The sequence below is a fragment of the Comamonas granuli NBRC 101663 genome (genome assembly GCF_000739995.1).
GTDB classification, from domain to species: Bacteria; Pseudomonadota; Gammaproteobacteria; order Burkholderiales; family Burkholderiaceae_C; genus Simplicispira; species Simplicispira granuli.
The window spans coordinates 20269-46964 of record NZ_BBJX01000019.1; the positions used below are offsets into that span (position 1 = coordinate 20269).

The 26696-nt window shown below is 67.2% G+C and carries 30 protein-coding genes and 1 pseudogene; 14 read left to right on the plus strand and 17 right to left on the minus strand.

Annotated elements, in window-relative coordinates; translation table 11 throughout:
* A pseudogene (locus tag CGR01S_RS15015) lies at nucleotides 1-1329 on the minus strand (3-hydroxyacyl-CoA dehydrogenase); the annotation flags it as partial.
* Between the two features lie 134 nt (nucleotides 1330-1463).
* On the opposite strand from CGR01S_RS15015, the gene CGR01S_RS15020 reads away from it, so the two are divergent.
* Nucleotides 1464-2360: a LysR family transcriptional regulator gene (locus CGR01S_RS15020; protein ID WP_042429085.1), complete on the plus strand. Its 897-nt coding sequence runs from the start codon at nucleotides 1464-1466 to the stop codon at nucleotides 2358-2360.
* A 6-nt stretch (nucleotides 2361-2366) separates the two neighbouring features.
* Here CGR01S_RS15020 and CGR01S_RS15025 read toward each other — a convergent pair whose 3' ends face one another.
* Together CGR01S_RS15025 and CGR01S_RS16870 are read right to left on the minus strand one after the other, a co-directional pair.
* Nucleotides 2367-2885, minus strand: coding sequence for a MarR family winged helix-turn-helix transcriptional regulator (locus tag CGR01S_RS15025; protein ID WP_042429088.1), 519 nt, complete (start codon nucleotides 2883-2885; stop codon nucleotides 2367-2369).
* Nucleotides 2863-3021, minus strand: a complete 159-nt coding sequence (locus CGR01S_RS16870) for a hypothetical protein (RefSeq protein WP_169742461.1) — start codon at nucleotides 3019-3021, stop codon at nucleotides 2863-2865. Before CGR01S_RS16870 ends, CGR01S_RS15025 begins: the two co-directional genes overlap by 23 nt.
* Here CGR01S_RS16870 and badH point away from each other — a divergent pair.
* From badH to CGR01S_RS15090, 13 genes are all read left to right on the plus strand, one after another.
* A complete protein-coding gene (gene badH / locus CGR01S_RS15030; protein WP_042429092.1) occupies nucleotides 3020-3787 on the plus strand; it encodes a 2-hydroxycyclohexanecarboxyl-CoA dehydrogenase in 768 nt (255 codons plus the stop codon). The genes CGR01S_RS16870 and badH overlap by 2 nt on opposite strands.
* Before the next feature lie 31 nt (nucleotides 3788-3818).
* Nucleotides 3819-4601 (plus strand): 2-ketocyclohexanecarboxyl-CoA hydrolase, encoded by a 783-nt coding sequence (gene badI / locus CGR01S_RS15035; protein WP_042429096.1) that lies wholly within the window; start codon nucleotides 3819-3821, stop codon nucleotides 4599-4601.
* 17 nt (nucleotides 4602-4618) lie between these two features.
* Nucleotides 4619-5776 (plus strand): cyclohexanecarboxyl-CoA dehydrogenase, encoded by a 1158-nt coding sequence (gene aliB / locus CGR01S_RS15040; RefSeq protein WP_042429099.1) that lies wholly within the window; start codon nucleotides 4619-4621, stop codon nucleotides 5774-5776.
* A gap of 119 nt (nucleotides 5777-5895) precedes the next feature.
* The gene (aliA, locus tag CGR01S_RS15045; RefSeq protein WP_042429103.1) at nucleotides 5896-7545 is read left to right on the plus strand and encodes a cyclohexanecarboxylate-CoA ligase; all 1650 of its coding nucleotides are present in this window, start codon (nucleotides 5896-5898) and stop codon (nucleotides 7543-7545) included.
* A gap of 12 nt (nucleotides 7546-7557) precedes the next feature.
* Nucleotides 7558-8334, plus strand: coding sequence for an enoyl-CoA hydratase (locus CGR01S_RS15050; protein WP_042429106.1), 777 nt, complete (start codon nucleotides 7558-7560; stop codon nucleotides 8332-8334).
* A 143-nt stretch (nucleotides 8335-8477) separates the two neighbouring features.
* A complete protein-coding gene (locus tag CGR01S_RS15055) occupies nucleotides 8478-9329 on the plus strand; it encodes a branched-chain amino acid ABC transporter permease (protein WP_042429109.1) in 852 nt (283 codons plus the stop codon).
* Between the two features lie 18 nt (nucleotides 9330-9347).
* The gene (locus CGR01S_RS15060) at nucleotides 9348-10325 is read left to right on the plus strand and encodes a branched-chain amino acid ABC transporter permease (protein WP_042429112.1); all 978 of its coding nucleotides are present in this window, start codon (nucleotides 9348-9350) and stop codon (nucleotides 10323-10325) included.
* 24 nt (nucleotides 10326-10349) lie between these two features.
* Nucleotides 10350-11069 carry an ABC transporter ATP-binding protein gene (locus CGR01S_RS15065; protein WP_042429116.1) on the plus strand — a complete coding sequence of 240 codons (720 nt, stop codon included), beginning with the start codon at nucleotides 10350-10352 and terminating at the stop codon, nucleotides 11067-11069.
* Nucleotides 11066-11770, plus strand: coding sequence for an ABC transporter ATP-binding protein (locus tag CGR01S_RS15070; RefSeq protein ID WP_042429119.1), 705 nt, complete (start codon nucleotides 11066-11068; stop codon nucleotides 11768-11770). Before CGR01S_RS15065 ends, CGR01S_RS15070 begins: the two co-directional genes overlap by 4 nt.
* A gap of 53 nt (nucleotides 11771-11823) precedes the next feature.
* Entirely contained in the window at nucleotides 11824-13005 is a 1182-nt protein-coding gene (locus CGR01S_RS15075; protein WP_042429122.1) for an ABC transporter substrate-binding protein, read from the plus strand.
* A gap of 61 nt (nucleotides 13006-13066) precedes the next feature.
* Nucleotides 13067-14104, plus strand: a complete 1038-nt coding sequence (locus CGR01S_RS15080; RefSeq protein ID WP_042429124.1) for a zinc-binding dehydrogenase — start codon at nucleotides 13067-13069, stop codon at nucleotides 14102-14104.
* A 249-nt stretch (nucleotides 14105-14353) separates the two neighbouring features.
* Nucleotides 14354-15073: a lipid-binding SYLF domain-containing protein gene (locus CGR01S_RS15085; RefSeq protein ID WP_042429126.1), complete on the plus strand. Its 720-nt coding sequence runs from the start codon at nucleotides 14354-14356 to the stop codon at nucleotides 15071-15073.
* A 345-nt stretch (nucleotides 15074-15418) separates the two neighbouring features.
* A complete protein-coding gene (locus CGR01S_RS15090; protein WP_052382584.1) occupies nucleotides 15419-16195 on the plus strand; it encodes a Crp/Fnr family transcriptional regulator in 777 nt (258 codons plus the stop codon).
* 50 nt (nucleotides 16196-16245) lie between these two features.
* On the opposite strand, the gene CGR01S_RS15095 is transcribed toward CGR01S_RS15090, so the two are convergent.
* The 14 genes from CGR01S_RS15095 to CGR01S_RS15155 all read right to left on the minus strand — a co-directional run bounded on the left by CGR01S_RS15095 (nucleotide 16246) and on the right by CGR01S_RS15155 (nucleotide 26622).
* Nucleotides 16246-17418 (minus strand): DUF8173 domain-containing protein, encoded by a 1173-nt coding sequence (locus tag CGR01S_RS15095; RefSeq protein ID WP_042429131.1) that lies wholly within the window; start codon nucleotides 17416-17418, stop codon nucleotides 16246-16248.
* A gap of 6 nt (nucleotides 17419-17424) precedes the next feature.
* Nucleotides 17425-17949 (minus strand): flavodoxin family protein, encoded by a 525-nt coding sequence (locus tag CGR01S_RS15100; protein WP_042429135.1) that lies wholly within the window; start codon nucleotides 17947-17949, stop codon nucleotides 17425-17427.
* A 47-nt stretch (nucleotides 17950-17996) separates the two neighbouring features.
* Nucleotides 17997-18245, minus strand: coding sequence for a lipoyl domain-containing protein (locus CGR01S_RS15105; protein ID WP_052382585.1), 249 nt, complete (start codon nucleotides 18243-18245; stop codon nucleotides 17997-17999).
* The gene (locus CGR01S_RS15110) at nucleotides 18245-19285 is read right to left on the minus strand and encodes an alpha-ketoacid dehydrogenase subunit beta (protein ID WP_042429141.1); all 1041 of its coding nucleotides are present in this window, start codon (nucleotides 19283-19285) and stop codon (nucleotides 18245-18247) included. The genes CGR01S_RS15105 and CGR01S_RS15110 overlap by 1 nt, the downstream gene beginning before the upstream one ends.
* Before the next feature lie 31 nt (nucleotides 19286-19316).
* Nucleotides 19317-20324, minus strand: a complete 1008-nt coding sequence (locus CGR01S_RS15115) for a thiamine pyrophosphate-dependent dehydrogenase E1 component subunit alpha (RefSeq protein ID WP_042429143.1) — start codon at nucleotides 20322-20324, stop codon at nucleotides 19317-19319.
* Nucleotides 20325-20617: 293 nt separating this feature from the next.
* Entirely contained in the window at nucleotides 20618-21616 is a 999-nt protein-coding gene (locus CGR01S_RS15120) for a zinc-dependent alcohol dehydrogenase family protein (RefSeq protein WP_042429170.1), read from the minus strand.
* 52 nt (nucleotides 21617-21668) lie between these two features.
* Nucleotides 21669-22394: a response regulator gene (locus tag CGR01S_RS15125; protein WP_245616822.1), complete on the minus strand. Its 726-nt coding sequence runs from the start codon at nucleotides 22392-22394 to the stop codon at nucleotides 21669-21671.
* A gap of 221 nt (nucleotides 22395-22615) precedes the next feature.
* Nucleotides 22616-23056, minus strand: a complete 441-nt coding sequence (locus tag CGR01S_RS16235; RefSeq protein WP_084690744.1) for a host attachment protein — start codon at nucleotides 23054-23056, stop codon at nucleotides 22616-22618.
* A gap of 505 nt (nucleotides 23057-23561) precedes the next feature.
* Entirely contained in the window at nucleotides 23562-23759 is a 198-nt protein-coding gene (locus tag CGR01S_RS15135; RefSeq protein WP_042429144.1) for a hypothetical protein, read from the minus strand.
* Nucleotides 23756-24808: a phage major capsid protein gene (locus tag CGR01S_RS15140; RefSeq protein ID WP_042429147.1), complete on the minus strand. Its 1053-nt coding sequence runs from the start codon at nucleotides 24806-24808 to the stop codon at nucleotides 23756-23758. The genes CGR01S_RS15135 and CGR01S_RS15140 overlap by 4 nt, the downstream gene beginning before the upstream one ends.
* A gap of 59 nt (nucleotides 24809-24867) precedes the next feature.
* Nucleotides 24868-25266 (minus strand): hypothetical protein, encoded by a 399-nt coding sequence (locus CGR01S_RS15145; protein WP_042429150.1) that lies wholly within the window; start codon nucleotides 25264-25266, stop codon nucleotides 24868-24870.
* Nucleotides 25263-25469, minus strand: a complete 207-nt coding sequence (locus CGR01S_RS16785; RefSeq protein ID WP_156967592.1) for a hypothetical protein — start codon at nucleotides 25467-25469, stop codon at nucleotides 25263-25265. The genes CGR01S_RS15145 and CGR01S_RS16785 overlap by 4 nt, the downstream gene beginning before the upstream one ends.
* On the minus strand, nucleotides 25466-26008 hold the full coding sequence (locus CGR01S_RS15150) for a hypothetical protein (protein WP_042429151.1): 543 nt from the start codon (nucleotides 26006-26008) through the stop codon (nucleotides 25466-25468). Before CGR01S_RS15150 ends, CGR01S_RS16785 begins: the two co-directional genes overlap by 4 nt.
* Nucleotides 26009-26133: 125 nt before the next feature.
* Complete coding sequence (locus tag CGR01S_RS15155) at nucleotides 26134-26622, minus strand: hypothetical protein (RefSeq protein WP_042429154.1); 489 nt, start codon at nucleotides 26620-26622, stop codon at nucleotides 26134-26136.
* Between the last annotated feature and the right edge of the window lie 74 nt (nucleotides 26623-26696).

The window sequence follows — 26696 nt, forward strand, 5'->3', positions numbered from 1 at the left end:
TCAGACGGCCTTGTTCAGGCTGTCGAAATTGCGACCCTCGGCCACCAGCTTTTCCAGCAGCGGCGCGGGCTTCCAGAACAGCGGGTCTTCCTGGGCGAACTCCCGCAGGTCGGCCAGCACCTGGGGCAGGCCCACCATGTCGGCGTACTTCATCGGGCCGCCCCGGTGGCGCGGGAAGCCATAGCCCGACAGGAAGGTCACGTCCACGTCGAGCGGGCGCAGGGCGATGCCCTCTTGCACCACCTTGGCGCCTTCGTTGACCATGGCGGCCATGTAGCGGCGCATGATTTCCTCGGGCGTGAATTGGCGCGGCGTGACACCCTTCTTCGCGCGCTCGGCGTCCACGATGGCCAGGACCTCGGGGTCGGGCTGGCCTGCACGCGAACCCTGCGGGTAGAGATAAAACCCGCGTCCGGTCTTCTGGCCGAACCAGCCGCGCTCGCAGATGCGGTCGGCCACCTCGACATAGCGCGCCTTGGGGGCGCCCGATGCCAATGCTGCGGCACGGCGCCGTTTGCGCGTGGCCCAGCCGATGTCGCCACCGGCCAGGTCGGTCACCTGGAACGGCCCCATGGCAAAGCCAAAGCCGCGCACGGCCTCGTCGATCTCGTAGGGGCTGGCACCGTCTTCCAGAAGAAAGTCGGCGGCCTGCTTGTACACGGCCAGGATGCGGTTGCCGATGAAGCCGTCGCACACGCCGGCGCGCACGGGGACCTTCTTCATGCGCTGGGCCAGCGCGAAGGCCGTGGCCACCACGTCCGGACTGACCCGCGCGGGCACCACGATCTCCAGCAGCTTCATGATGTGGGCCGGGCTGAAGAAGTGCAGGCCGATCACGTCCTGCGGGCGGCCCGTGACGGCGGCGATGGCGTCGATGTCGAGGTAGGAGGTGTTGGTGGCCAGCACGGCGCGCGGCTTGCACACGCGGTCGAGCTCCTGGAACACGGCCTTCTTGACCTCGATGTCCTCGAACACGGCCTCGATCACCAGGTCCACGTGGGCGATGTCGTCGTACGAGGTGCTGGGGGTGTAGCGCGCCATAGTGGCGGCCTTGGCCTCGGGGGTCATGCGGCCCTTGGCGATCAGGCCGTCATAGACCTTCTCGACATTGGCCTGGCCGCGCGCGATGGAATCCTGATCGCGCTCGACCATGGTTACCCGCAGGCCCGCATCCAGCGCCGACACGGTGATGCCCGCGCCCATGGTGCCGCCGCCGATCACGGCGATGGCGGCAACGGGGCGCGGCGCGGCGGCGCTGGCCTCGGGGATGTTGGCGGCTTCGCGCTCGGCAAAGAGGGCATGGGCCAGGCCCTGGGATTGCAGGCTGTCGGCACTGGCCTCGGCTTCGATGCTCATGCAAGGTTCTCCGGTCACTGATGGGATGAGCGATTGTTGTGCCGACAAACAATCTTGACAATTACATGAACCATTGACAGACTGTCAAAAGTTTTTATACAAACCCCATGGATCTGACCTCCCTGACGCTGCTGGTGGAAATCATCGACGCCGGCAACCTGAGCCAGGCCGCGCGCAAGCTCAAGATGACGCGCGCCAACGTCAGCTACCACCTCAACCAGTTGGAGAAGTCGGTGGGCGTGCAACTGGTGCGCCGCACCACGCGCCGCGTGGAGCCCACCGAGGTGGGCCTGCGCCTGGTCGAGCACGGCCGCAACATCCAGAACGAGATGCTCGCCGCGCGCGAGACCATCACCACCCTGGGCCAGGGCCTGCAGGGCCGCGTGGGCCTGAGCGTGCCCAGCGGCTACGGGCAGATGGTGATGTCGGACTGGCTGATCGAGTTCAAGCGGCTCTACCCCGGCATCGTGCTCGACGTACTGTTCGAGAACCGCGCCGACAACCTGCGCGACGAGGTGGACATCGCCATCCGCGTGATGCCCGAGCCGCCGCCCGCGTTGGTGGCGCGCGAGCTGGGGCCGGTGCGCTACCTGGCCTGCGCCTCGCGCGGCTTCGCGCGGCAGCATGGTCTGCCCCAGTCGCTGGAGCAGTTGCGCACCACGCCGCTGATCACCTCGGGCGTCGTGGGCCGGCAACTGCGCCTGCGCGCCTACCGGGGCGAGGAGCGGCAGGAGGTGATGCTCGAGCCCACGCTGATCTCCGAGCATTTCCCCTTCCTGCGCCAGGGCATCCTCGCCGGCCTGGGCCTGGGGCTGGTGCCCGACTACGTGGTCGCGGACGCCATCGCCTCGGGCGAGGTGCTGACCACGCTGGACTCCTGGCGGCTGAGCATCTTCGGCACGCGCCTGTACCTGCTCTACATGCCGGGCCGCTACCAGACGCACGCCGTGCGCACCTGCATCGACTTCCTGCTCGACAAGGCGCGCGCCCGGCCCGCCGCCTGAGCCCGCTCAGCCCCCCTCCCCGTCCGTCTCGCGGCCGCCGCCCTGGGCGTTGTCGATGCGCTGCATGTTCTCCAGCAGCTTGAGCAGGTAGTGCAGGGTGTGGGCGATGTCGTTCACGGAAAAGCCCGTGAGCGTGTCCTCGTAGTAGGCAAAGATCTTGGGCTGCGCATCCACCTGCCACACGCGCCGGCCGGTCTCGGTCATGGTGATCAGGCGCGAGCGGCGGTCGCGCGGGTCGGGCGCCAGGCCCACGTGGCCGTCGCGCTCCATGCGGCTGATCACGCCCGAGAGGTTTTGCCGGCTCACCATCAGGTAGCGCGCCAGATCCCCCACGCTCATGCCCTCGGCCGCCTGCGGCCGCGACAGCGCCCCCAGCACCGCCCATTGCTGCGTCGTCAGCCCGTCGGCCTCTATGGCCCGGGAGCCTGTTTTATGCAACATGTTTGCGCATTGATAGAGGCGAAAGAAGACCCGATTCGCCAGATCCATGCGTGTAGTGCTTTCATTTTTCATAGGGAAAACCATAGGTTTCACAAAAACCGACGCCTACCCCCTTGCAAGCGCCGACCGATAATATGACAATATCTTTACTTAATTGCCCACCAGACGCAAGGCGGGCGAACCCGAAGATAACAACTTCGCAGACCTTGGAGTAAGCCATGCAGAGATACGAGAACAAAACAGCCATCGTGACCGGCGGCGGCGGCGGCATCGGCGGCGCCACAGCGCGCCGCCTGGCGGCCGAAGGTGCCCGAGTGGCGGTGTTCGACATGAACCTGGCGGCTGCCGAGCAGGTGGCTGCCGGCATCCGTGCGGCCGGCGGCCAGGCCGCCGCCTTCCCGTGCGACATCACCGACCGCGCCCAGGTGGACGCGGCCGTGGCCGCCACCCAGGCGCAACTGGGCCCCGTGGCCGTGCTGGTGAACAACGCCGGCTGGGACATCTTCAAGCCCTTCGTCAAGACCGTGCCCGCCGAGTGGGACAAGCTCATCGCCATCAACCTGACCGGCGCGCTGCACATGCTGCACGCCGTGCTGCCGGGCATGGTCGAGCGCGGCTATGGCCGCCTCGTGAACGTGGCGTCGGACGCCGCGCGCGGCGGCTCCTCGGGCGAGGCCGTGTACTCGGCCTGCAAGGGCGGCCTGGTGGCCCTGTCCAAGACCCTGGCGCGCGAGCATGCGCGCCACGGCATCACCGTCAACGTGGTGTGCCCCGGCCCCACGGACACCGCCCTGCTCGCCGGCGTGGCCGAGGGCGCGCGCGACCCGGCCAAGCTGATCGAGGCCTTCAAGAGCGCCATCCCCCTGGGCCGCCTGGGCCAGGGCGACGACCTGGCCTCGGCCATCGCCTTCATGGGCAGCGACGACGCCAGCTTCGTCACCGGCCAGGTGCTCAGCGTGTCCGGCGGCCTGACCATGCACGGCTGACCGCTCCCCATACCCCTCTCTGGAGAAAAACATGCAATTCGAAGACATCCTGTACGAAGTGAAGAACGGCGTGGCCTGGATCACCATCAACCGCCCGGACAAGATGAACGCCTTTCGCGGCACCACCTGCGACGAGATCATCAAGGCGCTGAACAAGGCCGGCTATGACCGCACAGTGGGCTGCATCGTGCTGGCCGGCGCGGGCGAGCGTGCCTTCTGCACCGGCGGCGACCAGTCGGCCCACGACGGCAACTACGACGGGCGCGGCACCATCGGCCTGCCCATGGAGGAACTGCACACCGCCATCCGCGACGTGCCCAAGCCCGTGATCGCGCGCGTGCAGGGCTTTGCCATCGGCGGCGGCAACGTGCTGTGCACGATCTGCGACCTGACCATCTGCTCGGACAAGGCCATCTTCGGCCAGGTGGGCCCCAAGATGGGCTCGGTGGACCCCGGCTACGGCACGGCCTTCCTGGCCCGCGTGGTGGGCGAGAAGAAGGCGCGCGAGATTTGGTACCTGAACAAGCGCTACTCGGGCGAGGAAGCCGTGGCCATGGGCCTGGCCAACATCTGCGTGCCGCACGAGCAGCTCGACGCCACCGTGCAGGAGTGGGCCGAGACCATTTGCGAGCGCAGCCCCACGGCCATCGCCATCGCCAAGCGCAGCTTCAACATGGACACCGCCCACCAGGCCGGCATTGCGGGCATGGGCATGTACGCGCTCAAGCTGTACTACGACACCGAAGAGTCGCGCGAGGGCGTGAACGCGCTCAAGGAAAAGCGCAAGCCCGAGTTCCGCAAGTACGCCAAATAAGCACGGGAGCCCTGGCGATGAACCCGAACCCCTACATCAACGAAGACCTGCAGGCGCTGGCCGAAACCGCCCGCCGTTTTGCCGAGGAGCGCGTGAAGCCCGGCTTTCTGGAGCGCGACCGCACCCGCGACCTGGACCGCGTGCTGCTGCGCGAGATGGGCGCCCTCGGGTTCATCTGTCCCGAGCTGCCCGAGCAGTTCGGCGGGCTGGGCATGGGCTGCCTGGCCGCCGGCGTGATCCACGAGGAAATCGCCCGCGCCGACCTGAGCTTTTCCTACCTGAACCTGCTGGCCTCGCTCAACGGCCAGATTCTCTCGCGCTACGGCGACCCGCAGGTGGTGGGCCCATGGCTGCAAAAGCTCACCGCCGGGCAAGCGATCTGCGCCATCGCCCTGACCGAGCCGCGCGGTGGCTCGGACGCCGCCAACCTGCGCCTGAAGATCGAGCGCGACGGTGACTTCTACGTCATCAACGGCGAGAAGACCTCCATCTCGGCCGCCGACCAGGCCGACATCGCCGTGGTCTTCGGCCGCACCGGCAGGCCCGAGGACGGCGCCCACGGCGTGACCGCGCTGCTCGTGCCCATGGACACCCCGGGCCTGACCACCAACCGCTTCGACTGCCACGGCCAGCGCGCCATCGGGCGCGGCTCCATCTTCTTCGAGAACGTGCGCGTGCCCGTGAGCCACCGCCTGGGCGACGAGAACAAGGGCTTCGTGCAGGTGATGCACGGCTTCGACTTCTCGCGCTCGCTCATCGGCCTGCAGTGCCTGGCCGTGGCGCGCGTGGCGCTCGAAGAGACCTGGCAGTACATCACCGAGCGTCAGGCCTTCGGCCAGCCGCTATCAAGCTTCCAGGGCGTGACGCACCCGCTCGCGCAGTACGACACCGAGGTCGAGGGCGCGCGCCTCCTGTGCCTGCAGGGCCTGTGGCTCAAGGACCAGGGCCTGCCGCACACCGCCGAGGCCGGCATGGCCAAGTGGTGGGGCCCCAAGCTGGCCTACGACGTGATCCACCAGTGCCTGCTGTGCTTCGGCCACGGCGGCTACGACCGCGGCCCCATGGAGCAGCGCCTGCGCGACGTGCTGGGCTTCCAGATCGGCGACGGCACGGCGCAGATCATGAAAACCATCATCGCCCGCGCCCGCGCCGGCCGCAAGTTCGTTCCCGCCTGAAAAAAATCATAGCGGCTCACGCTCTCTGCGCAAGGGTTTTCGTATGAAAACATGCAGAAACCCTTGTACAGCAAGCGCCAGCAGCTCCTATTTTTGATAAAGACACCCGGAGACACACCATGCATTTCGACGCCATCCTGCTGCCCCCGCGCCGCGCGCACATGATCGCCAAGGGCCTCTGGCACGACCGCACCATCAACGACGACCTGGACGCCTGCCTCGCCGCCTGCCCCGACAAGCTGGCGCTGACGGCGCTGCGCGTGGAGACGGGCGAGCTGCGCCGCTTCACCTACCGCGAACTGGTGCGCATGGCCGACCGCATTGCCGTGGGCCTGACGCGCCTGGGCGTGGGCCGCAACGACATCGTCGCCTGCCAGTTGCCCAACTGGTGGCAGTTCACGCTGACCTACCTGGCGTGCTCGCGCATCGGCGCGGTGATGAACCCGCTGATGCACATCTTCCGCGAGCGCGAACTGTCCTTCATGCTGCAGCACGGCGAGGCCAAGGTCATCATCGCGCCCAAGGTGTTCCGGGGGTTCGACTTCGAGCAGATGATCACCGCCCTGCAGCCCAGCCTGCCCCACCTGCAGCACGTGGTGGCCGTCGATGGCACGGGCGCCAACAGCTTCGAGGCGCTGCTCAGCGGCCCGGAGTGGGAAAACGCCCCCGACGCGCAGGACATCCTCACGCGCAGCCGCCCCGGCCCGGACGACGTGACGCAGCTCATCTACACCTCGGGCACCACGGGCGAGCCCAAGGGCGTGATGCACTCGGCCAACACGGTGATGGCCAACATCATCCCCTACGCCCAGCGCCTGCACCTGGGCAGCGAGGACGTGGTGCTCATGGCCTCGCCCATGGCGCACCAGACCGGCTTCATGTACGGGCTGATGATGCCCATCATGCTCCAGGCCAGCGCCGTGCTGCAGGACATCTGGGAGCCCCAGAAGGCCATCGAACTCATCCGCAATGAGCACGTGAGCTTCACCATGGCCTCCACCCCCTTCCTCACCGACCTGGCGCGCACCGTGGCCGCGGACGTGCAGGCCGGCGGCGCCGGCGTGCCCTCCCTGCGCACCTTCCTGTGCGCGGGCGCGCCCATTCCCGGGCCGATGGTCGAGCAGGCGCGCAGCGCGCTGGGCGCCAAGATCGTCTCGGCCTGGGGCATGTCGGAGAACGGCGCCGTGACGCTCACGCTCCCGGAAGACCCGGACGAGCGCCCGGCCTCCACCGACGGCTGCCCCCTGCCCGGCGTGGAAGTCAAGGTGGTGGACGGCGACGGCAAGACCCTGCCCCCGGGCGAGCCCGGGCGCCTGCTGCTGCGCGCCTGCTCCAACTTCGGCGGCTACCTCAAGCGCCCGCACCTCAACGGCACGGACGCCGACGACTGGTTCGAGACCGGCGACCTGGCGCGCATTGACGCGCAGGGCTACATCCGCATCACCGGGCGCAGCAAGGACGTGATCATCCGCGGCGGCGAGAACATTCCGGTCGTCGAGATCGAGTCCCTGCTCTACCGCCACCCCGCCGTGGCGCAGGCGGCCATCGTCGCCTACCCCGACGAGCGCCTGGGCGAACGCGCCTGCGCCGTGGTGGTGCTCAAGGCCGGTGAAACGCTGGACCTGCCCACGCTGGTGGACTACCTCAAGGCGCAGAAGGTGACGCTGCAGTACATCCCCGAGCGCCTGGAGATCCTCGACGCCATGCCCGCCACGCCGTCCGGAAAGATCCAGAAGTTCAAGCTGCGCGAGCTGATGCGCCAGGCCTGAGCGGAGCACAGCATGACGCACAGCACGATCCAGGTGCAGGCGCAGGGCCGGGTGGGCTGGATCACCCTCCACCGCCCGCGCCAGCTCAACGCCCTCAACGACGCCCTGATGGACGAACTGGGCGCGGCCCTGCGGGCCTTCGATGCCGACCCCGGCATCGGCGCCATCGTCATCACGGGAAGCGACAAGGCCTTTGCCGCCGGGGCCGACATCGAGGCCATGGCCGATTGGACGTTCATGGACGTCACCGCGGGCCAGTTCATCACACGCAACTGGGAAGCCATCCGCAGCGTGCGCAAGCCCGTGATCGCCGCCGTGGCCGGCTACGCCATGGGCGGCGGCTGCGAGCTGGCGCTGGCCTGCGACGTCATCGTGGCGGCCGAGTCGGCGCGCTTCGCCCTGCCCGAGATCAAGCTCGCCATGCTGCCCGGCGCGGGTGGCACGCAGCGCCTGCCGCGCGCCATCGGCAAGGCCAAGGCCATGGACATGTGCCTCTCGGCCCGCATGCTCGACGCGCAGGAGGCCGACCGCTACGGCCTGGTCTCGCGCGTGGTGCCCGACGCCGGGCTGCTGGAGCAGACCCAGGCGCTGGCGGCGCAGATCGCGTCGTATTCGCTGCCGGCGCTGGTGGCGATCAAGGAGTCGGTGAACCGCGCCTGGGAAAGCCCGCTGAGCGAGGGCATCCTGTTCGAGCGCCGCGCCCTGTACGGCCGCTTTGCCAGCCACGACGCCCATGAAGGCATGCACGCCTTCCTGGACAAGCGCACACCCGCCTTCGAGCACCGCTGAGGCGGTGGTTGGCCCCTGTGGAATTTGAGGTGTTTGATGCCGTTTCGCCAGTAAAACCAAGCGCCATAAGCTACTAAAACAATAGCAAAAGGTGCCGGCAGCCGCTGCATGAACGGCAGGCCACGGCACCAGGAGACAAAGACATGCTGACGATCCATCTCTTCAACGGGTTGGTGTACGGCGCCCTGCTCATCGTGATGAGCTCGGGCCTGGCGCTGATCTACGGCCTGCGCCGCGTGGTGAACTTCGCCCACGGCGCGCTCTACATGCTGGGGGCCTACCTGGGCTTCTCGGTGGCGCAGCACAGCAACTTCTGGGTGGCGCTGCTGGTGGCGCCCGCCATCATGGCGGTGGTGGGCGTGCTGCTCGACCGCTACGGCTTTCGCCTGCTGCAGGACCGCGAGCCGCTCAACGTGATGCTGGTGACCTTCGGCCTGCTGCTCATCCTGGAGGACCTGGTGGTCTTCATCTGGGGCAAGGCCAACCTGTCGCTGTTCACGCCCGAGCTGCTGAACTTCTCGGTCAGCCTCTGGGGCAACGAGGTGCCGGCCTACCGGCTCGGCGTGATCGCGGTGGGCGCGGCGGTGGCCCTGGGGCTGACGCTGTGGCTGCGCTTTTCCCGTGTGGGCCTGTTCGTGCGCGCGGCCAGCACCGACCCGGTGACCACCTCCATGCAGGGTGTCAACACCGATGCGCTGAGCGCCGCCGTGGTGGGCCTGGGCAGCGCGCTGGCCGGCCTGGCCGGTGTGGTGGCGGGGCCCTTTCTGTCGCTGTCGCCGCACATGAGCTCGGACGTGCTGATCGACTCCTTCGTGGTCGTGGTGATCGGCGGCCTGGGCTCGCTGGCCGGGGCCTTCATCGCCGCGCTGCTGCTCGGAATGATGCAGGCCGTGGGCGCCGTGTACCTGCCGGAGGTGTCGGTGCTGCTGCCCTTCATTTTCATGATCGCCATCCTGGTCTGGAAGCCCTCCGGGCTGGCCGGCAGCCGCACCTGACCGCCGAGGGAGACACACATGGAACTCATGCGCACCGGCGCCTTCACGCTCCTGGCCCTGCTGGCCGGGGCGGCCATCATGCTGCTGACCACCTCCAGCAGCCTCCTGGGCATGTTCACGCAGGCCGTCATCTACGCCATCTTCGCCCTGGGCGTGGGCGTGCTGCTCAAGCAGAACGGCCTGGTCAGCTTTGGCCACGCGCTGTTCTTCGGCGCGGCGGGCTACGGCATGGGCGTCGTCCTGGCGCTCGACTGGATGCCGGCCGAGTGGGCCCTGCTGGCCGTGCTGCTGGCGATCGGCGTGCTGGCCTTTCTCATCGGCCTGGTCATCGTGCGCGTGCCGGGCATTGCGTTCGGCATGCTGACGCTGGCCATCGGCCAGATGGCCTACCTGCTGGCCTCGCGCGCCCGGGGCCTGACCGGCGGCGCCGACGGCATGAGCGTGAACTGGCCCGCCACCCTGTTCGGCCTGCCGCAGTCGGTGCTGCTCAAGCCGGCCACGCTGTTCATGATCGCCTGGGTGCTGATGGTGCTGGTGACCGTGGCGCTGCTGCTGATCCTGCGCACGCGCTTTGGCGCCATCACCGAGGCCATCCGCGACAACGAGGAGCGCGCCCGCTTCATCGGCTTCACCACCACCGTGCCGCGCGCCCTGGTGTATGCGCTGTCGGCCATGGTCACGGGCATCGCCGGGCTGCTGTCGGTGTTCAACACGGGTTTCGTCTCGCCGGAGAACCTGCACTGGAGCGTCTCGGCCATCACGCTGCTGATGGTGGTGGTGGGCGGCTTCAAGAAGGCCCTGGGGCCCATCGTGGGTGCCATCCTGTACTTCCTGTTCAAGGACCTGCTGGGCGAGTACGCCACGCATTCGATGGCGATCTTCGGGGCGATCCTGATCCTGGTCATCGTGTTCGCGCCCGATGGCGTCCTCGGCGCGGCGCAGCGGCTGCTCAAGGGCCACAAGGCCCGGGGCATGCATCCTGCCGGCGGCCACTGAGCGCACGGCGCCAAGGAGACCGACATGAATCCCTACGTGCTTGAAGTGCAGGACGTGGCCATCCACTACGGCGGCGTCAAGGCGCTGGACGGGGTGGGCCTCACCCTGGAAAAGGGCCAGATCCGCGGCCTCATCGGCCCCAACGGGGCGGGCAAGTCCACCGTCATCGACGCCATCACCGGCCGCCGGCGCCTCACGCGCGGCACGGTCCTGCTGGATGGCGAGGACGTGAGCCACCTGGGCGCCGTCGAGCGCCGCCAGCGCGGCCTCTCGCGCAGCTTCCAGCGCACCAGCATCTTCGGCGGCATGCCGGTGCGCAAGCAGGTGGAGCTGGCGTCCTACAAGATGGGCGTGCCCGACCCCGGCGCCGATGCCGACGCCGTGCTCGAGGAGCTGGACCTGGCCCGCCTGAGCCATGCCATCGCCGAAGACCTGGGCTACGGCGAGCAACGCCGCCTGGACCTGGCCCTGGCCCTGGTGGGCCGGCCCAAGCTGCTCATGCTCGACGAGCCCATGGCCGGCCTGTCGGTGAAGGAGTCGATGGACCTGGCGCAGCACCTGCGCACGATGACCGCGCGCTGGGACGTCTCGGTGCTGCTGGTGGAGCACGACATGGATGTGGTGTTCGGCATTTCGGACGCCGTCACCGTGTTTGAACTCGGCCGCGTCATCGCCAGCGGCGAGCCGGCCGCCGTGCGCGCCGATCCGCGGGTGCGCGAAGCCTACCTGGGGAGTGCCGCATGAGCGCCTTGTTGAACCTGCATGGCGTCCATGCCTTCTATGGCGCGGCCCACATCCTGCACGGCCTGGGCCTGCATGTGAACGCGGGCGAGCGCGTGGCGCTCATCGGCCGCAACGGCGTGGGCAAGACCACGGTGGTCAACACCATCCTCGGGCTGGCGCAGATGCGCGCCGGGGCCCTCCAGTTCGGCGGCGTGACGATGCAGCGCCCCCGGCCCTACATCGCCGCCCAGCACGGCATCGTCGTCGTGCCGCAGGGGCGGCGCATCGTGGCCAATCTGACGGTGGAGGAGAACCTGCTCCTGGGCGCCGCCACGGGCCGCAAGGGGCCGTGGACCGTGCCCGCGATCTACCAGCTCTTCCCCATCCTGCAGGAACGCGCCCACACGCCGGGCACGGCGCTGTCGGGCGGGCAGCAGCAGATGCTGGCCGTGGGCCGCGCGCTCATGGCCAACCCCGGCCTGATCCTGCTCGACGAGCCCACCGAAGGCCTGGCGCCCGTCATCGTGGACCAGCTCGCCGACATCTTCAACCAGGTCGCGGCCCAGGGCACGGCCCTGCTCTTGATCGAACAGAACATGAGCCTGGTGGTGCGCGTGGCGCAGCGCTACCTGGCCATGGCCAAGGGCGCGGTGGTGGCCGAGGGCCCGGTGGAGAACTCCCGCACCTGCCTCAAGGACCTCGAACAGCACGTGATGGTGTGACGCCAGTGATAACGGCCGCCGGACCTTCTCCGGTAATTTTTCAGGAGACAACCATGTTCAAGACCACAAAAATGCACCAAATGCTTGCCGCCGCCGCGCTGCTGGCCGCCCTGCCCCTGGGCGCCGCGGCCCAGGCCAAGGACCCCATCAAGATCGGCCTGGTGTCCACCAAGTCGGGCGCCTACTCCGCCATGGGCACGCATGTGATCAACGGCATCAAGTTCGCCGTGGACGAGGCCAACGCCAAGGGCGGCGTGGACGGCCGCAAGATCCTCCTGGCTGAGGGCGACGATGAGAGCACGCCCGACGCCGGCCGCCGCGCCGCCGAGAAGCTGGCGCGCGAAGGCCACAACCTGCTGATCGGGCCCATCGCCTCGTCGATCTCGCTGGCCATCAGCCAGAACCTGGCGCGCTGGGATGCGGCGCTGATCGGCACCATCTCCAAGGCCGACAAGCTGACGCAGGACGCCTGCAACCCGCGCTTCATCCGCACCAACCACTCCGACGCCATGGACCTGGCGATGATCAGCGAGTGGGCCAAGACCATCAAGGGCAACAACTTCGCCATCATGGCGGCCGACTACGTCTGGGGCCACGATTCGGCCAAGTCGTTCGAGGCGGCCATCACCGCCCAGGGCAAGAAGGTGGCACTCAAGCTCTTCGTGCCCATGGGCACCAAGGACTACGCGCCCTACATCCAGCAGCTCAAGGCCGCCAACGTCGATGCCATCTGGGTGGCGGAAGTGGCGGGCGCCATCCCCTTCATCAAGCAGGCCGCCGACTTTGGCCTGAAGACGCCGATGATCGGCCACGCCGTCGTGTCCGACTTCATCATCAACGCCACGGGCAAGCTGATGGAGGGCATGCCGGGCAACGTGGGCTACACGCCCGACGTCGATTCCGAGGCGTCCAAGGCCTTCGTGGCGGCGTTCAAGGCCAAGCACAACCGCCTGCCGTCCGACACCGAAGCCCAGGCCTACAACGGCGCGTTGGTGCTGTTCCAGGGCGTGGCCCTGGCCAAGAGCGTCAAGCCCGAAGACGTGACCAAGGCCCTGCGCGGCGCCCAGGTGGACACGCTGTACGGCAAGGCCACCGTGCGTGCGGCGGACAACCAGATGATCATCCCCAACTACGTCGCCCGCGTGAAGATGGCCGACGGCGTGCTGCGTCCGGTGATCGAGCAGACCTACCCGGCGTCCATCGCGCCCGCCGCCTCGCCGCTGTGCAAGATGTGATGGCCCGCGGCCCGGCCCGGCCTGGCGCCGGGCCGCAGCGCCAGGAACGGACTAACCAGCCATGAAAGCAGCATTCATCACCGGCCACGGCGGCAACGAGGTGGTGCAGGTGGGCGCGCACCGCCTGCCCGAGCGCGCACCCGGCGAGGTGCGCGTGCGCGTGCAGGCCGCCACCCTCAACCAGGTGGACCTGTACATGCGCAATAGCGGCGCGGGCATCACGCACCGCCTGCCGCAGATCCTGGGCCTGGACGCAGCCGGCGTGGTCGAGGCCTGCGACGCCGCCGACCCGCTGCTGCGCCCGGGCCAGGAGGTCGTGATCCACCCCGGCGTGGGCTGCGGCCGCTGCGAGTTCTGCCAGCGCGGCGACAGCGCGCTGTGCACGCGCATCCAGTTCCTGGGCGAGCACCGCGACGGCACCTTCGCCCAATGGATCCAGGTGCCGGCGGCGCAGGTCTTTCCCAAGCCGCCCCACCTGGGCTGGGCGCAAGCCGCCGCCCTCGGGGTCAACCACCTCACGGCCTGGCGCATGCTGTTTTCCAAGGCGCGCCTGCAGCCCTGGGAGACGGTGCTGGTCTTCGGCATCGGCGGCGGCGTGTCGCTGGCGGCCCTGCAACTGGCCAAGGCCATAGGCGCGCGCGTGCTCGTGACCTCGCGCGAGGACACCAAGCTCGAACGCGCACGCGCCCTGGGCGCCGACCAGGGGATTAACGGCAAGACCCAGGATGTGGTGAAAGAAGTCATGGCCCTCACGGACGGGCGCGGCGTGGACGTGGTGTTCGAGAACGTGGGCGCGGCCGTCTGGTCCACGACCCTGAAGTCGCTGGTGCGCGGCGGCCGCCTGGTCACCTGCGGCGCTACCACCGGCGACCAGCCCGGGGCCGACCTGCGCCGCCTCTTCGTGCGCCAGTTGCAGATCTTCGGCTCCAGCCTGGGCAGCCTGGGCGAGTTCCACGCGCTGCTCGGCTTCGTCGAGCGCACCGGCCTGCGCCCCGTGATCGACAGCGAGTTCCCGCTGGAAGAAGTGCACGCGGCGTTGGAGCGCCTGGAGTCCGGCGCGCAGTTCGGCAAGGTGGCCCTGCACATCGGCGGGCACTGATCCTCCCACCGGCCTGCCGGACCGCGCTTGGGCGGGCTCCGGGTTGGGCCACTGCGCCGGCGCTCCGCAGGCGTCTGGGCCGCTGCCGCGCCCCCACGGCCCAGAGTCCGGCCCCCGTCGCGCCAGCAATCCGCTCCGTGTTGCGTGTGCTCAATGGGGCCGAGCCTCTGCGCATTAATCTTGCACGCTGGGTCCCTTGCCTCTGGCGGCGGCGGGCGGGGATTCGTCTTCAATGCACGGGAGCTGAAAATGATCACTCTGTGGAAAACCGCCGGCCACGCAGGCGTTTGGGAGGGCCTGTTGCTGAGCCTGTGCCTGGTCAGCGCCGCCTTCGCGCAAGCAACGGCCGCCGATCCCGATCCGGCAGACACCCGCGCGGCCAGGAGTGCCAGCGCCGCCAGCAAGCATGTCGAGGATGCTGTCAAGATCGTCCAGACCATGCGATCCGACGCCAGACTCGACCGCTTGCTGACACAGGCCCAGGGTCTTTTCTTGGTGCCTTCGTACACGCGCATCGCCCTCGGGCTGGGAGGCGGGGGTGGAGCGGGCCTGCTCCTGGCCAGACTGGCCGACGGCTCCTGGAGTGAGCCGGTCTTCTACCATGTGGGTTCGATCAGCGTGGGCTTGCAGATCGGGGCGCAATCGGGGCCTGCTGCACTCGTGCTGAACAGCAGCAAAGCGGTGGACGCATTCCGGAAAAACTCCAACTTCTCGCTGAATGCCGATGTGGGGCTGACCGTGGTGAATTGGTCCGTCGCCTCGTCCGCGGAGGCGGGCGACATCGTGGCATGGTCTTCCAACGTGGGGCTGTTCGGCAATGCCGTCAGCGCCAGCGTCAGCGACATCATGTTCAGCCGGAACCAGACCGACGCGTTTTACGGCCAATCCGTGCGGCTGGACGATGTTCTGGCCGGCCGCATCGTGACCGGCAAGGCGGATGGGCTTCGGCAAGCGCTGACCAGCCGCTGAGCGCCCAGGCGGCATCACGCCGGCCTGGGCAGGATAGACCGGGTCCGTACTGCACCTGCGCTTCTTCACATCCGTCGTTTTTGCGGGGGCGGCGGGCCCGGTGCAGGCAGGATTTTTCTGATCACGCCCTCGGAATCCGGCGCGGCGCAGAACAAGGATTTCCGAGCGCACGCGGCGCCCGATTCCGATGGTGTGCCGGCGTGACCGCTGGCATGCTCTGCGCATTGGAGATCCCCGTCATCTCCGGCCCTGGAGTCGAGCATGAATCACCCGCATGACAGCGCGCCGGCGGCGCACGGAGCGAGCGCGCCGGCCGGAGATTCCTCCCCCACAGAACGCGGTAGCTTGGCCGATCTGCTGCACGTTTTGACCACCGGCGCGCAGAGCCCCTCCAGCGGATTGCCCACCGCCGCCCCCCTGGCCGTCTGCCTCCGGCGGGTGCCGGCCGGCCGGTACCTTATGCACGCAGGCGCCCCTTCGGAGGCGCTGTACGTCGTGCGCACAGGCACTTTCAAGATCGCCCACTCCGACGAGGAAGGATATGAGCAGGTACTGGCCTTTGCAGACCGCGGGGCGCTGCTGGCCTACGACGCTCTGTGCATCAAGCACCACCCCACCAGTGCAGTCGCGTTGGAGGATTCCACGGTGTTCGCGATCCTGTGGTCCGACCTTGACGGGTTCTGCCGCCAGGTGCCGGCTTTCGAGCGGGAGCTGCACAGGGCGCTGAGCCTTGCGCTCTCGCACACCCATGACCTGCTGGACATCATGGCAGCGGTGTCTTCGGAGGTGCGCCTGGCGCGGTTCCTGCTGCGGCATTCCAGCCAGTTGGCCGCCAGGGGCCAATCACCGCGCCGCTTCGTCCTGCGCATGGGCCGCCGGGACCTGGCCAGCATGCTGGGCGTGGCCCACGAAACCGTGAGCCGGGCTTTCACCACGCTTGCCACGGCCGGCCTGCTGCAGGTCAATGACCGCTACGTCGAGATCCTCGACCTGGAAGGGCTGCGGACATTCTCCCGCAGCACCCGAAGGCCGCCGGAGCAGGCGGCGCCATTAAGGCGGTCTGGACCGGCGCGCAGAACCGCTGCACGGGCGCCCCCTGGAACGGCGCCACTGCCGCTCTGACAGCGGCCGTTCTCTCGCCGCAACGCGCCCGCCCTTGCCTGCGGTGCGTCTCAGAGCCTGTTCACAGGGGGTGCCGCTCCAGCAGCGCTTTCCGCCCTTCTGGCCAGAAGACGGCGCCACTCCAGCACGCAGCCCCCCAGGCCGGCGGCCGTGGTGGCGGTTGTCAGCCAGGACCCGACCACAGGCACGGCCCCCACCACCAGCAGCGCGATCACGGCCACGAGCATCCTGCCGTAGCCGACCGCCGTGGCGTTGGGCTCGTCGCCCCCCGCGGACGATGGCAATCTGCGCGCCGCAAACAAGGCCCCCATCAACCAGCCCAGCAGCAGCAACGGAGGGTACAAGGCCAGGATCACCAGCCCCAGCGGGATGCCCAGGAGGGTGAAGAAGAGCAGCACGGACAGCGCCGGCAAGGCCAGCAGGCACAGAGCGCCCACGCCCAAAGCCCGCCAAGGGGCCTGTTCAATCTGGCGCGCCGCCTGGCCGGCAAAACCCGAAAACGCCAACAGCAGCACACCGGCCAGGGTCACTATGCCGAGCAAGCCCATGGACAGCGGCACCATCAACCACCAGGCATTCCAGGTGGGCCAGCCGCCTGCATGCATGGGGCGCCGTCCCTCCCGGCTCCAGCGTGCGTCGTCGCCGAACAACTGATCGACCCGCTCCAGTGGGCCGGAGACCACGGCGGCCGAGTCCTTGGTGATGGCCGTTGCCGTGTGGCGCAGCGCTCCACCCACCCGGGCCTGCGGTCCGAGATCGAGTGTCTCGATGTCCGCCTGGACGCTGCCGCCCACCGATCCATTGAGCACGAGTCGGCGGGCTCGCACATTCAACGCGCCATCCACCCGGCCATCCACCAACACGGTGCCGCCTGCCATCTCGGCGCGGCCAGCCACTTGTGCGCTGCGCAGGAGCGCAAGATTGCCGCCCGCGGCCATGAGGTCGCCACCGACCAGGCTCTCCAGCATGATGTCGCCGCCGGCAGCCCGCACGTCTTCGCCCACGGGCGCACGCACGTCGATCGTGCCCCCCAGAAGCAGCGCGTCACAGGCCACGGCCTGGTCCACCACCACGCGCCGGCCGATGGCGGTGAAGTCACCCTCCACCACGGTCTGTGGTCGAACCAAGACCCCGAACTCCAGCACGTTGCGTTCCGCCGCCCAGGACGGACCCAGCACTGCAGATGCCGACAGGGCCCACAGCAGCGGCAGCGCCATTCTCATGGTGTTTCAGGCGTGGGCCCGGCCTTGGTCTGCGTCGGATGCCACGCCGGCCGAACCCATCCCCCCGAGCTCCAGCAGGAAGCGGTCCAGCGCCGGGTCGTGCTGGCATTGCTCGGCGGCGCTTTGCGTCAGCGCCAGCCGCGCCACGGCGGCATGTCCGCACAGGCGCTCCATGCCATCCAGCGCGTCGGTGTACCCGGAGCCGCCGTACGTGCAAAACATCGCCACCTGGGTGAGGTCGTCGCGATGCCGGTGTATCCACGCGCGCATGGGACTGGACATGTTCCAGAACCACACGGGGGTTCCCAGGATCACAAGGTCGTAGTCCCGCGGGTTGTGGCGTGCGGGCTTCAGAGGGGGGCGCCAGCCCAGCATGGCTTCCACAGACGACCGCAGATAGCCGCCTGCTCCCCGGCGGGAGCCCCGCTCCCCAATGCGTTCCAGGTCGGCATCGCACCGGCGCGCCAGTTCCTGGGCGAGGCGTTTGGTATGGCCCGTGCGGGAGTAATAGACGATCAGGATGCGGCCCATGGCAAAACTCCCTTCACGTGCGCGCAAAGCAGCACTTCACGGTGTGTCTACGGCGACACCTCCAGCACGGCCAGCGCCTGCCCGCGCTGGAATCGCTCGCCCGGCTCGACCAGAATGCGGTGTACCCGGCCCGCGGCGGGGGACTCGATATCCAGGGTGCTCTTGACCAGGACGGCCGAAGCCAGCGCCTGGCCTTGGTGCACCGCCTCACCTTCCTGAACGAGCCAGCGATCGAGCAGGGCTTCGGTCGTTTCGTCGATGCCCTCCCAGGCAGAGACTGGCAGCGCGATGTTCATCAGGCCTCCATGAGCGTCGGCAGTGATTGGCGGGCCAGGTCCTGCACGGCGGCGATCAGGGTCTCGACCTGCGGGATCGCAAACCGCTCCAGGGGCCGGCTGTAGGGAATGGGCACATTGGGCACTGCCACCCGGCGCACAGGCGCCTTGAGCCGCAGCGTGTCCAGGTTCTCGGCCACGATGGCTGCGATCTCGCCGGTCAGGCCGAACCCGAGGTAGTCCTCATCGGCGACCAGAAGGCGGCCCGTCTTGCGCACCGACCTGAGAACCGCCTCACGGTCGAGCGGCACCAGCGCCCGCAGATCGAGGACCTCCACACGGAGGCCGCTCTTCTCCAGAACCTCGGCGGCCAGCAATGCCTTCTGCACCATCTGGCTGAGCGTGACGATGGTGACGTCCTCTCCTTCCCTGGCCACACGCGCCTGTCCAAAGGGGACGGTGTAGGACGCCTCGGGCACCTCATTGCTGCTGCCCTCCAGATAGGCCATCCAGGGCAGGCCCATGATACCCTTGTGGTACATGAACAGCACCGGGTTGTCGTCCCGGATGGCCTGGATCATCAGCCCCTTGGCGTCATACGCATTGGACGGAACAACCACCTTCAGGCCCGGCATGTGGGCGAAGGTGGCATACAGGCACTGGGAGTGCTGGGCGGCATCGTTGTAGCCCCCGCCGATCGCGGTGGTCAGCACCACCGGAAGTTTCAGGTTCCCCCCGGACATGTAGGTGTTCTTGGCCAGGTGGTTGTAGATCTGGTCCATGCAGACACCGAAGAAGTCCACAAACATCAGCTCCGCGATCGGGCGCAGACCCGCCGCCGCCGCGCCGGTGGCCGTGCCGATGAATGCGGTTTCGGAGATGGGGGTATCCATGATCCGCTCCGGCCCGAACCGGTCCAGCAGCCCGGCAGTGGCACCAAAGATACCGCCGTACCGGCCGATGTCCTCGCCCATGACAAAGACCGACGCATCGCGCTGCATCTCCTGGCTGATGGCTTCGGCGATTGCCTGTGCCATCGTCAGCTTTCGACTGTTGCTCATTTCGCTCTCCAGAAATGTCGTGCGGCAAAACTCAGACAAAGACGTCCTGCAAGGCGTCCTGCGGATCGGGATATGGGCTGCGGCGCGCGAACTCGAACGCCTCGGACACGCGCCGTTTGGCCTGCTCGGCAAGACCGGCCGCGGCGGCTTCGTCCAGATGCCCCTGCCTTTGGAGATACGCGCTCAGTTTCTCGATGGGGTCCGACTTCTTCAATTGCGCGACTTCATCCTTGGGCCGGTACACCTCGGGGTCCCCCTGGAAGTGGCCCATGTAGCGATCGGTCTTCACCTCGATCAGGGTCGGCCCTGCGCCGCTGCGGGCACGGGCCACCGCCGGCCCGGCAGCTTCGTAGACCGCCAGCGCATCGTTGGTGGCCACCTTGACGCCAGGCATGCCATACCCGGCGGCACGATCGGCGACCCATTCGATGGACGTGGCGTTCTCCTTGGCCACGGAAATGGCCCACTTGTTGTCCTCGCACACAAAGATCACGGGCAGCTTCCACAGCGCCGCCAGGTTGAGGGACTCATGAAATGCGCCCTGATTGGCCGCTCCCTCGCCGAAAAACGCCACCGCGACCCAGTCCTTCTGCAGCTTTCGGGCGGCCAGCGCCGCGCCACAGGCCGGGGGCAGGCTCGCGCCGATGATGCCGCTGCAGCTGAACCGGTGGACGGGGTCGAACAAATGCATATGACCGCCCTTGCCCTTGCCCAGGCCGGTGGCCTTCCCAAACATCTCGGCAGCCATGCGGTCCATCGGCACCCCCTTGGCAATGGCAAAGTGGTGCGGGCGGTGGGTGCCCACCACGGTATCGGTCTGCTGGAGGTGCGCGCAGACCCCCACCGCCACGGGCTCCTGGCCTGCCGCCAGATGCATCTCTCCTGGCACCGGCCCTGCACCGATGTCGAAGGCCAGCCCTTTCTGGATGTGGGGCGGCAGCTTTCCCTCAAGGTAGACAGACGCCATGGTCTCTTCGAAGTGCCTGATCTCCAGCATGCGTTCGAACATCCAGAGCAGGGTCGATTCACTCGCTTGCATACTCATCTCCTCGGCTGGGGGCCCACGGGCGCAGAAAGCTGCGCAATGCCGGGTCAAAGGGATCGCCCAGCAGCAGGTCCCTTGTTCTGACTCCGTTCATTGGTGACTCCTCGTGGCAGTGGAATGGCGGGGCAGATCCCCAAACCCCCAGCGTCCCCATGATCACCCCCGAGGCATCCCAGGGCATTGAGTACACTCAATCCGAAGGACAGAGGCCCGCGCTGCAAGCGCCGGCCATCCCGCATGCGGCGCAAGGCCCCCAGCGCACGCGCGGATGCCTGGGACCTCTGCGGTCACTGCGCGCCGCTGCGCATGGACAGGACTGCAGCGCCCTGAATGTCGCCCCGGCGCAAGCGATCCAGCGCCTGGTTGGCGTCCTCCAGCGCAAAGACGTGGACCTGCGCCTTCAACGGCGCCTGTGCCACCAGCGCAAAGAACTCCTCGCCATCCCGCCTGGTCAGGTTGGCGACCGAGCGCAGCACTCTCTCGCCCCAGAGCAGTGCGTACGGGAACGAGGGGATATCGCTCATGTGGATGCCAGCGCACACCACGCAACCACCGGGTCTGATGTGCCGCAGGGCCGTCGGGACCAGACTGCCGTCCGGTGCGAAGATCAACGCCGCATCCAGCAGAGAGGGCGGCGCCTCGTCCGCGCCACCGGCCCACACGGCACCAAGCGACCTCGCGAACGCTTGCGTGCTCTCGTCACCCGGTCTGGTGAGCGCATACACCTCGCATCCCCACCGGCGAGCCAGTTGGGTGACCAGATGGCCCGCAGCCCCGAAGCCGTACACCCCCAGGCGCTGCGCAGATCCAGCGAGGCGAGCTGCCCGATAGCCGATCAGGCCGGCGCACAGCAGAGGCGCCAACTCCTCGGCCGCCGGGCCCTCGGGCAATGCAAAACAGTAGCGCTGATCTGCCAGCGTGTATTGCGCGAAGCCCCCTGGGATCTGGTAGCCGGTGAACCGGGCCTGCGTGCACAGGTTCTCCTGCCCGGCACGACAATAGCGGCATGCGCCGCAGGTCCAGCCCAACCAGGGCACACCGACACGCTGGCCTATCGTCCAGCGATCCACCGCCGCACCGATGGCCGCCACGCGGCCGACAATCTCGTGCCCCGGCGTCATGGGCAGGACCATGTCCGGCAGCTCCCCATCCACCAGATGGAAATCGGTCCGGCAGACCCCGCACGCCTCCACGGCGATCAAGATCTGTTCTGGTCCAGGCCGCGGCACCGGACATGGAACGAGGCGAAGTCCCTGGCCTGGATGCTCCAGCACCATGGCTCTCATCAGCGCGTCCATGGGGGTGCCCTCATCGGTCGGAGTGCACTGCCCATGGCTTTCAGCACGCCGTATCCGCGTGATCCACGCAGGTGCCCACACCAGGGCACCCGGGAGGTCCTGCCATGAGGTCCTGCCCCAGTCTGTGCTCCAGGCCGAAGCGCACCAGTGCCGCGGTCGATGGCAGTCGCAGCTTGTCCTGGATATGCCTCTTGTGCGTGCTGACGGTCTTGATCGACAGGCTCAAGGCGTGGGCAATTTCCATGGGGCGCTGGCCGTCGACAATGCGCTGAAGAATGTCCAGCTCACGATTTGACAATGACTGGACCTCCGGCGCCTGCGCTTGGCCATTGAGCTCCAGCACGACCCTGTCGGCCGCATGGCTCGACAGATAGACGCCGCCCAAGGCCACCTTGCGAATCGCTGCCATCAGTTCGGTGGGCGTGGCATCCATGGTGAGGTATCCCCGTGCTCCCGCCTTCAGTGCACGGACGATGTACTGCTCCTGGCAGTGCAGGGCGAGCACAAGCACCGCGACCTTGCCGAACTCTGCCTGGATCCGCCGCGTCAATTCCAGCCCGTTGATGGCCGGCGCGGTCAGATCGATGATGGCCACGTCCACCGGCTCGCGGCGCAGAATGTCCAGCGCCTGGGGGCCAGACTGCGCCTCCAAGATCGTCCAGCTCTCTTTTTGCGCGGAAAACAAGCTCTTGAGGCCTTCTCGCACCAAAGCGAGGCCATCCACCAGCAACAATCTGGGTGCTGACAAGAACTTCTGCTCGCGCAAGGTGGTCCTCCAGAGGCATCGCCGCGTGACTGCGAAGTGATGCATCCATCCGACCCGGGATCGGCCATCCAGCCGGCCTCATGCATCCACACCGCTTTCTGTGCGCATGATAGGCAGCGGCCGCGATCTTGCGGCGTCCGGTTCCACTTGTTTCAACTAAGACAAGCCGCTAACCAATTTTGGAGGACCTCCGACGCCTCCTGCACTGGCCCCCGCAAAGCTCAGGCCGCCAGATCCCGCAATCGGCTCTCAATCTTGTCCGCGCTCAGTTCGGTCAGGTCGACGTCGTAGACGCCCGCCACACATTTGTTCACCTGGGGTGACAGCGCGGAACGCAGCTCGCCCAGGAAGGGGCTGGAGGCGACGATGGTCAAGGATTCGAAGTGCCTGTCGTTGCGGCCTTGGTCCAGCCGGTGCGACATTTCCCGGGCGAATTGCTGCAGGAGCTTGCGCCGCCGGGTCGTGCGCGGCTCGAACCGGATGCTGGCGCTGCTGGTGTCGCTGGCTCCATGGCCTGGCCTATCCTTGTCCTGGTCGTGCGCCTTGAGCCGGCCGTCCGGAAAGGGCACTGTCATCACAGGAACCAGCGCAGCGTCAGGCGCGGTGCGGCTCAACACCCGGGCCATCGATCCGTTGGCCACAAGAACCCAATCTGTCTTCATGGGCGGCTCCACAAGCTAGGGACAATGCAGCCATCCTGCCTTGCAGCGCGCCATCTTCCATTGAGTCTGCTCAACGTCGGCCCTGCGACCGCAACAGCACCGCGCGGGCCCGCTGGCACGGGGCCCAAAAACAAAAGCCACCCCGCTGAATGCAAGGTGGCTTTGTTTTGCCGCTGGGGCAAGGGCAGCGATGACAAACCGCCGCAGATTCCATCAAGCCTTGGGACGGAGTCATTCGAAAAATGACTTGAAACCCGCATGAATGCTTGATTTTTTGCTTTAGAACTTTCTACTTGCCCCCATTTTTGCCCCCACAACACCGCAAAACCCCCCCGGCGGCCGGTCGCCAATAAAAAACCCGGCGCATGGCCGGGCGGGGAAAAGTGGCCAGCTCACAGCGCCTTAATTGGCGCGTCCGCTGCTGGCCTGCATTGCTGTCAACCATGAACCACCAGCATGCACGGTGCCCCGGTACGAAGAGGGCTTTTTCATTCGGTGTCTAGGTTCACTTTTCGGCAAGCTCGGCTTGGAACCAGCCGATCACCTCGGCCGTGGCCTCAAGGTAGCCCTGGCGCCGCGCCCAAAACGAGGCGCGCTCGGGGTCTGCCATAGAGCTGGCGTAGTTGAAACGACAAGCCTGCATTTCCTCTTCCAACCAGGCGGTCAGCTCTGCAACGCTGGGTGGCTTGGTGCGCCCGATCATGCGCCACCCCGCACGATGCCGATGCGGCCCGCGAGCATGGCGCCAGAGGTCAGGAGTACGCGCAAATCCACCCCGTCGCTTTTGAAGGGGCGCTGCACATGGTAGTTCAGAGAGTCACCCTCCAGCGTGACCAGCGTCAGGCAGGGCACAAGCTCAGGATCACCCAACACCAGCCAGCGGCCGGCAGCCAGGCCCGGCAAGGTGCTGATCTGAATCTGACCGCCCATGTCTGCGTCGCAAATCAGCTTGCGCGCCAACATTTCCAGGCCTGGCTCGACAACCAGGTGCTTGGGCGCAATGTTGAGCGGTCGGCCTGTTGCGCCTTGGGTGCGCAGCATGCCAACGGCCTGACCTAGGGTTTCAGCGCTCAGTGCCGAAGCCACGGTGTTGGTGGCGTCGAATACCGCGCCGTCTGACAGGGCGGGTGCGTCCTCCACTGCACTGGCCAGCAATCCGGCTTCGACAGCAGCAGCCAGAGAACCGGCGCCGAGGAGCAAATTCACGAGGCTCTTGGTGTCGTTGCCCAGCAAGTCATCGCGACTGATCTCGAAAATCTTGGCGTAGCTTTGCATGCTCGCCAGGGCGTAGGCCGTGTTTTCATTGAATGCGCGGCGGCGGGAAATGACAGAGAACTCGCCATTCAGGCGCTCAAGACCCACGGCGGCATCGATCGAAAAGATCGACTGCGCCCGAAAGTCTGGAAGCTCCAGCGTGGCCGCGTAGGGCCGTTGGGTTGCGGCCTGGTATGCCTGCAGCAGCACGGGGGCCGTGTACCTGCGGAACAGATCAAGAAAGCCGCTTGTCGCGGCGCCGCGCGCAACGACAGCAGAGCCACGCGTGCCAGCAGGGCCGGATTGTGCGCCGTTCAGCACACCGAAGGCGTGGGCCACGGTTGCAAGGTCAAGGCTGCGCGCAATGGGGTGAAGGGTGCGCCCTGGCAGCGCTTGACCGAAGGCGTGGGCCATCCAATCGGGGGCGGCGGCGGCAACCTCGCGGGCGTCGAAGCGCTCGTAGTCGATGGGAGGCGGGCTGGTGGGGTTCATGGACATGGGGTTTCTCCTTTGCATCCAATGTCCACGGTCCCCACTGCCCGCGCCCTCCCTTTTGGTCAGCCCTCCAGCATCAGCAAGGAATACAGCTTTCGCGGGGATCTGAGCATGCGCGTGCCGCGCACCTGGTAGGCCCGCCACAGCGCCGCCTCGTGCGGCGTGAGGGTCAAGGCCTGCCCAGCTTGCAATGCAGGCAACAGCGCCCGTTCAAAGCGCCGCGCAGCCTGGGCCAGACGGGCGGCGGTCTGCCAGGTGGTGCACCCGTCCGTCGAGAGGACTCGCGCGGCTTCGACCAGGGCGGCGTTGCGCATGCGCACCCGCTGCGCGAGCCCCAGGCCCAGCGCCGTGGCCACCTCGCCATCATTCGCGGCGGCCAGCAGCTTGCGTGCCAGGTCGGCGGGCAGCATGACGTGTTCGCCAGCGGCGGCGCGCTGCAGCAGTTCGACGGCGGCGCTCATGCTGCGCCCCTCTGCCGCACCACTGGTGCCAGCATGTACGACCCGCTACCCTTGGCCGCCTGGCTTGTTCGCTCCAACATGAGGCGCATGGACTCGCCCGGCAAGCGCACGATTTCAGGGATGACGCCATGGATGCCACGAAAGCCGATCACATCCTGTTCGTGACATGGCAGTATCAGAACCAGTTTCAGGGGTGCGTTCATGGCGCGGACTCCTCGGCGGTGTCGTCGTCCTGGTCGTCACCAGCGCTCGGCATGGCATCGATGTGGTCAAAAACCGCCCGCTCGGTGGATCTGATCCACTCATTGCGCGCGTTGGCAATCACCTGCTGCAGCACTGTCTTGGCTTCGTCCGGCAGGTCGGGGCAGGCTTTGCGCAGCGCACCATCCAACTGGTCGAAGCGATCCACCACGGCACTGCTGGCCATGCCCAGCACATCGGCAAGCAGGCCAATGGGGGCGAATTCCTTGCGCGCCACGGCGTTCTTGATGGCCTGGCCCTCGCGCTGCTCACGCGCCAGGGCGGCGCGTTCCTGCACCAGGTCGAGGGTGGCGTTTTCGCCCAGGCGCCCGGCGGCCTGGTCGCGCAGGCGCTGGCAGTAGGCCAGCAGCAGCTCGCGCAGCGAACCAGAGCTGGGTAGCTTGCCCTCGGACATGAGCGTGCTCACGGTGGGTTGCGCAATACCCACCAGTTCGCCAAACGCCGCCTGGGTGGCTTGTTGGTCAAGGTCAATCGTGGTCATGCAATAGCCCCCTTAGGAAGGTCGCGGAACAGTCCGAACACGCGGCTCGAATCACCCGCAGCAGAGGCCTTTTTGAAGGACCCGCAGAACCAGAAAGACACGGACAGAATCGGAAGCTTGAGCACTTACCCATGGCGCCCACCCCGCGCACTCTCTGCCTCGCCCATGGCATCCAGGGTTCGCGACATCTCCGCAAGGACTCGCTCCACGTTGGATGCCAGTACCCCCACAATTTCCTCCTCGCTGCGCCCGCAAATTTGAGGTGCCAGCATGGCAGGCAATCCTTCCAGGGCCAGGCGAATGGTGGTGCCCATTTGGGCCGCCATGCGCTCAACATCGGCAATCTCGACCAGCTCCCCGAGTTCTTTGCGCGCCTGCGCCTCGGCCTGCAAGGCTGCGAAGTGCTCTCTCTTGGCGCGGGACTGGTCGTAATCAAAAAGCCCAGGGTTCTCGACACTGGCCACCTTCACGCGCGGCCGGATGTTTCTCTCCTTCCACTCCAGCGCTGCAGCGACTGAGGTGGTAGGCATTCCTCGGTCGGTGTACCTGGTGATGAGGCTGGGATCGACTCCCAAGGCGTTGGCCAAGTCAATTTTTTTCAGTCTGGTGCTCATTGTTGACAAACTCCCGAAATTGACAGCTTGATGGACGAATTCATCAAGTCACTAACTACAGATTCAACGGGGCG

Excerpts from the sequence above, each read along its gene's own strand:
- CGR01S_RS15085 (WP_042429126.1), top strand. The coding sequence starts at position 14,354 with ATGATCACTCTGTGGAAAACCGCCGGCCACGCAGGCGTTTGGGAGGGC.
- aliA (WP_042429103.1), top strand. The coding sequence starts at position 5,896 with ATGCATTTCGACGCCATCCTGCTGCCCCCGCGCCGCGCGCACATGATC.
- CGR01S_RS15115 (WP_042429143.1), bottom strand. The coding sequence starts at position 20,324 with ATGCAAGCGAGTGAATCGACCCTGCTCTGGATGTTCGAACGCATGCTG.
- CGR01S_RS15080 (WP_042429124.1), top strand. The coding sequence starts at position 13,067 with ATGAAAGCAGCATTCATCACCGGCCACGGCGGCAACGAGGTGGTGCAG.
- CGR01S_RS15025 (WP_042429088.1), bottom strand. The coding sequence starts at position 2,885 with ATGGTTTTCCCTATGAAAAATGAAAGCACTACACGCATGGATCTGGCG.
- aliB (WP_042429099.1), top strand. The coding sequence starts at position 4,619 with ATGAACCCGAACCCCTACATCAACGAAGACCTGCAGGCGCTGGCCGAA.
- CGR01S_RS15050 (WP_042429106.1), top strand. The coding sequence starts at position 7,558 with ATGACGCACAGCACGATCCAGGTGCAGGCGCAGGGCCGGGTGGGCTGG.
- CGR01S_RS15060 (WP_042429112.1), top strand. The coding sequence starts at position 9,348 with ATGGAACTCATGCGCACCGGCGCCTTCACGCTCCTGGCCCTGCTGGCC.
- CGR01S_RS15135 (WP_042429144.1), bottom strand. The coding sequence starts at position 23,759 with ATGATCGGGCGCACCAAGCCACCCAGCGTTGCAGAGCTGACCGCCTGG.
- CGR01S_RS15065 (WP_042429116.1), top strand. The coding sequence starts at position 10,350 with ATGAATCCCTACGTGCTTGAAGTGCAGGACGTGGCCATCCACTACGGC.
- CGR01S_RS15070 (WP_042429119.1), top strand. The coding sequence starts at position 11,066 with ATGAGCGCCTTGTTGAACCTGCATGGCGTCCATGCCTTCTATGGCGCG.
- CGR01S_RS15100 (WP_042429135.1), bottom strand. The coding sequence starts at position 17,949 with ATGGGCCGCATCCTGATCGTCTATTACTCCCGCACGGGCCATACCAAA.
- CGR01S_RS15110 (WP_042429141.1), bottom strand. The coding sequence starts at position 19,285 with ATGAGCAACAGTCGAAAGCTGACGATGGCACAGGCAATCGCCGAAGCC.
- CGR01S_RS15020 (WP_042429085.1), top strand. The coding sequence starts at position 1,464 with ATGGATCTGACCTCCCTGACGCTGCTGGTGGAAATCATCGACGCCGGC.
- CGR01S_RS16235 (WP_084690744.1), bottom strand. The coding sequence starts at position 23,056 with ATGAAGACAGATTGGGTTCTTGTGGCCAACGGATCGATGGCCCGGGTG.
- badI (WP_042429096.1), top strand. The coding sequence starts at position 3,819 with ATGCAATTCGAAGACATCCTGTACGAAGTGAAGAACGGCGTGGCCTGG.
- CGR01S_RS15095 (WP_042429131.1), bottom strand. The coding sequence starts at position 17,418 with ATGAGAATGGCGCTGCCGCTGCTGTGGGCCCTGTCGGCATCTGCAGTG.
- badH (WP_042429092.1), top strand. The coding sequence starts at position 3,020 with ATGCAGAGATACGAGAACAAAACAGCCATCGTGACCGGCGGCGGCGGC.
- CGR01S_RS16870 (WP_169742461.1), bottom strand. The coding sequence starts at position 3,021 with ATGGCTTACTCCAAGGTCTGCGAAGTTGTTATCTTCGGGTTCGCCCGC.
- CGR01S_RS15145 (WP_042429150.1), bottom strand. The coding sequence starts at position 25,266 with ATGAGCGCCGCCGTCGAACTGCTGCAGCGCGCCGCCGCTGGCGAACAC.
- CGR01S_RS15055 (WP_042429109.1), top strand. The coding sequence starts at position 8,478 with ATGCTGACGATCCATCTCTTCAACGGGTTGGTGTACGGCGCCCTGCTC.
- CGR01S_RS15105 (WP_052382585.1), bottom strand. The coding sequence starts at position 18,245 with ATGAACATCGCGCTGCCAGTCTCTGCCTGGGAGGGCATCGACGAAACG.
- CGR01S_RS15120 (WP_042429170.1), bottom strand. The coding sequence starts at position 21,616 with ATGAGAGCCATGGTGCTGGAGCATCCAGGCCAGGGACTTCGCCTCGTT.
- CGR01S_RS15150 (WP_042429151.1), bottom strand. The coding sequence starts at position 26,008 with ATGACCACGATTGACCTTGACCAACAAGCCACCCAGGCGGCGTTTGGC.
- CGR01S_RS16785 (WP_156967592.1), bottom strand. The coding sequence starts at position 25,469 with ATGAACGCACCCCTGAAACTGGTTCTGATACTGCCATGTCACGAACAG.
- CGR01S_RS15155 (WP_042429154.1), bottom strand. The coding sequence starts at position 26,622 with ATGAGCACCAGACTGAAAAAAATTGACTTGGCCAACGCCTTGGGAGTC.
- CGR01S_RS15140 (WP_042429147.1), bottom strand. The coding sequence starts at position 24,808 with ATGTCCATGAACCCCACCAGCCCGCCTCCCATCGACTACGAGCGCTTC.
- CGR01S_RS15075 (WP_042429122.1), top strand. The coding sequence starts at position 11,824 with ATGTTCAAGACCACAAAAATGCACCAAATGCTTGCCGCCGCCGCGCTG.